This window comes from Methylocystis sp. (assembly GCF_050246715.1).
Taxonomy (GTDB): Bacteria; Pseudomonadota; Alphaproteobacteria; order Rhizobiales; family Beijerinckiaceae; genus Methylocystis.
Window position 1 is genome coordinate 1 of the sequence record NZ_JBFWVN010000113.1, and the last position, 3511, is coordinate 3511.

Genomic DNA, 3511 nt, shown 5'->3' on the forward strand with positions numbered 1-3511 from the left:
CTCTCCAGCGTGTAATCAAAAGTACCGATCCTCAGGCGGCGAAAAAGACGAACGGCGCCGCACGCCCGAAATCAGCCTCTCTCAAAAACCCACGCAATCGTCTATCGTCGTGAATAGAGCGGGCTAGTGACGCGACTAACGCAACCGACGGCGTCATAGCAGGGATTGAACACATATCGCGAGAGCGTTGACGCGTGGAGAACTGCCTCCAAGGCCTACGCGTCCTCAATCGCCCAATCTTCCTCCCTGCACTGCTTTTCGTCATTGCCGCTTGGCTTGACGCCCTGCCTCGCTCGCGTTGGCCCCACCATTTTCTCCCCGCGTGGCCCTTTAGCTCATCGAAAGCTTGTGAATAATTAATATGCATACTGATGATTCAGTAGGCTGACAATGATCAAAGAAGCAGCAGGCTTCGCATTCGGACAGGGGAATGACATGGACAAAAGCGGCATCCTCCGGCCAGCAACGCTGGCCCTGGCGATCATCGCCGGCGTGACCGCCTCGATTGCGCCTGCTGCGGCCGCGAGCCGGGCTGAGCGCGCCCGCGCCCGCTATAATGATTTCTACGCCTTGGCGCCATCAGAGATGAATTCAGGCACCCCCACGCGCCACGTTGGCGACTGCTTTCAGACCAACAGCCCGGCGGAAGCCACGCGGGGCATCCGTCATTGGACAGGGGCTTGCGCTGGCGGCCACTGATCCAAATCATGCTCCCGTCACTGAGCCAGATCCTGCAACGCCGTCAGCGACTCAGGCAAAACTTGCCCGCCATCGATCACCAGCGTCTGGCCGGTGATGTAGCGCGCTTCATCGCTGGCGAAAAACAGCGCGGCGTAGGCGATGTCGTCGACGCTCCCTAACCGACCCTGTGGGACAGACGCCGCCATTTTCGCCGCATATTCCTCGCCGAGCGCGACGAGTCCTTCGGTGCGCACATTGCCGGGCAGGACGGCGTTGATGGTAATCCCGAGCGGCGTCAGCTCCAGCGCCGCCGTGCGCATGAAGCCGAGCTGTCCGGCTTTGCTCGCCGCATAATGCGACCAGCCGGGATAGCCGGTGATCGGGCCGGTGATCGAGGAGGTGAGCACGATCCGTCCCCGACCGCTGCGCGCCAGCGCTGGCGTGCAGGCGCGCACGCAAAGGAAGGCGCCGGCAAGATTGGTCGACAGCACCTCGTTCCATTGCTCGAGGGTCATCTCCAGCATGCGAGCGGCCGGAAAAATGCCGGCGTTGGCGCAGAGAATGTCGATGCGGCCGTGCCGCTCCAGCGCGGCGGCGACCATGCGCTCGACATCGCCGGGATCGCCGACGTCAGCGGCGAAACTGCTGGCCTGTCCCCCTTCCGCCCGGATCGCGGCCGCGGTTGCTTCGGCCTGCGCGAGGTCGCGGCCGACAACCAGCACCTGCGCGCCCTTGGCGGCGAAGACGCGGGCGACGCCACGACCGATGCCCCGGCTCCCTCCAGTGACGATAACCGATCGGCCGGCGATTGAAGTCAGCATTTCACTATTGCTCCGCTCGTTCCCGACCAAGAACGCTGCGTCGAACGGCCGCCATCGAGCGGAACATGGCGGATCGCCGATCGCCGCTGCATCGGCGTGGCGTGGATGAACTAATCGAGCCGCCAAGATATACGGCGGCGGCAAGGACCGACTCGGCGAAAGGCACCTCTCGGTCAGGAAACTCTGCGCGGAAAGTTTATGACATTCCCGCCCCGCCTCGATGCGGCGATCACCGCGCCTTTGATATCCGCCGCCGCTTCGCGCACCGAGCGCCGCAAGAAAGATCCGGCGGGTCCATCATAATTCATGCTCAGCAAATCATGAGCGCATTGCTCGGCGCGAACAAGCGACGTCTCCGCCAAGGTTGGAATCTGATCGTCATCCGATAAATCGGATAATGCATTCAATTCGCTTTCGAGTTCGCGGCGCGCGAATTCCGGCAGCGCGGCAAGCACTTGCCGCTCGAAATAGGTTCGAAATTTATTCGCTGCCTCTTCAAACAACGCCACGGTCCGATTGTCAGTCGAAAGCTTTGCATTGTTGGGGTACGTCACGGCCTACTCCTATTAACTTGCACCTCAGCTTTGACCAGCAAGAAACGCGCGAATTTTGCTCTTCCGATTCGCACGTCAATTACAAAATTGCGGCAAACAAAAGGAATACGATAGAAAAACCGGTCGCGCCAGCGCCGGCGAGGTTAGGATAAAACCCTTGTGCGCCGCGCAATTATAAGAGCCAGTCAGATAAATACAGCTTGGGCGCGGCGCGCGGCTTAGCCCGCCGATATCTTCTGGTCGCTTCGAGCCGGAGAGCCGCAGCGGACCGGCGCCAATTGCGGGGCAATCGGAAAAATCTCGTCTTGGTCCGATATAATCTCCTCTTGGTCCGATATTATTTCGTCCTGATCAAATGATAATTTGTCGCCCGCAGCCGCCTGCTCCTGCAGCTGAACGAGCGCCAAATCTCGCCGAACGATCAAAATGAAGACGATAAAGGCGAAAATCGACAGCCCCCCGACGACGACGTCGAGCGCGGCGAAGGAGAGAATGCGTTTCGAGGCGAGTTCGTGTCCAATCAATGCTGCGGAGAGTGACCAGCCCATCACCAGCAACCGAACGCCCTTAGGCTCGATTCCGACACGCGGCTGGCGGTCGCCATGGATCACCACGAGCAAATATTTAGAGGAGCTGAGCAATAAATAGAGGGAAAGAACCAGCAGCGCCGACGGAACGGTGAAATAGGGCGAGAAGCCGAGCGCCATGATCATCAGCGTTTGAGCGACGAGGTCGGCGGAATTATTGATGAAATAGCCATAGTAGTGGAAGGTGACGCCACGACGCACGGAAACGGCGCGCTCCAGACTATCGCCGAGCCAATTGACGGCGAGTCCAAATGCGACGAGCGCCAGAAACCAGTTCGACCAGCGGGTTGCGATAAAGCCGGCGGCGACCAGGACCGCGCCCGCCAGTCCTACAAAGGTTAGATGATGGGGAGATATGATTCCGGGAATGCGCTGCGCGATGGCGCCGATCAGGCGGCCCTCTTCGCACGGCTGGTTTTGTTGTCCTCTGACGCCCGGCACTGCGACCTCGTCACTGCGCCCGTCACAGTTGACGGCGAATTTTGCGGTTGGTTTGAACTCGCGCCGCCACGGGAAACCACGCCTTCGTTGGACATGATTGTCTACATCTTGGCTATTTAAACTCGCGTGGTCAATTGATTTTATTCAATCGCGCGGTTTGACCGCCCAAAGTTCGACTGCGGGCGGTCGGGCGTTCGCCGGGCCGACGGCGTAGAGTTCTCGAAATGACCGTCGCAGTAGAGTCGAGAAGGAGCGCGGTCGCGCGTTGTGGCGCGCTCCGTTTCTCCCTCCCGCTCATCAAACCGGACGTGCGGCTTTCCCGCATCCGGCTTTCCGATTGGCTTCATCGTAAAGCACACGACAGCGACCCTTTGCGCACGCCATTCAGCTGCAACACACCCAGCTCCCCATAGACGCACTCACGAGG

4 protein-coding genes are annotated in these 3511 nt (G+C 60.0%); 1 reads left to right on the top strand and 3 read right to left on the bottom strand.

What is annotated here, in order from left to right; genetic code table 11:
• The first annotated feature begins 390 nt into the window (after window positions 1-390).
• Window positions 391-699 (top strand): hypothetical protein, encoded by a 309-nt coding sequence (locus AB7I51_RS17835; RefSeq protein ID WP_428405626.1) that lies wholly within the window; start codon window positions 391-393, stop codon window positions 697-699.
• 17 nt (window positions 700-716) lie between these two features.
• Here the strand turns inward: AB7I51_RS17835 and fabG are convergent, their stop codons facing one another.
• From fabG to AB7I51_RS17850, 3 genes are all read right to left on the bottom strand, one after another.
• Complete coding sequence (gene fabG / locus AB7I51_RS17840; protein WP_428405627.1) at window positions 717-1502, bottom strand: 3-oxoacyl-ACP reductase FabG; 786 nt, start codon at window positions 1500-1502, stop codon at window positions 717-719.
• 173 nt (window positions 1503-1675) lie between these two features.
• Window positions 1676-2056 carry a hypothetical protein gene (locus tag AB7I51_RS17845; protein WP_428405628.1) on the bottom strand — a complete coding sequence of 127 codons (381 nt, stop codon included), beginning with the start codon at window positions 2054-2056 and terminating at the stop codon, window positions 1676-1678.
• 218 nt (window positions 2057-2274) lie between these two features.
• A complete protein-coding gene (locus AB7I51_RS17850) occupies window positions 2275-3084 on the bottom strand; it encodes a CDP-alcohol phosphatidyltransferase family protein (RefSeq protein ID WP_428405629.1) in 810 nt (269 codons plus the stop codon).
• Between the last annotated feature and the right edge of the window lie 427 nt (window positions 3085-3511).

Bases quoted from the DNA above. Each gene is read 5' to 3' on its own strand.
- AB7I51_RS17835 (WP_428405626.1), top strand. From the start codon at position 391: ATGATCAAAGAAGCAGCAGGCTTCGCATTCGGACAGGGGAATGACATG.
- fabG (WP_428405627.1), bottom strand. From the start codon at position 1,502: ATGCTGACTTCAATCGCCGGCCGATCGGTTATCGTCACTGGAGGGAGC.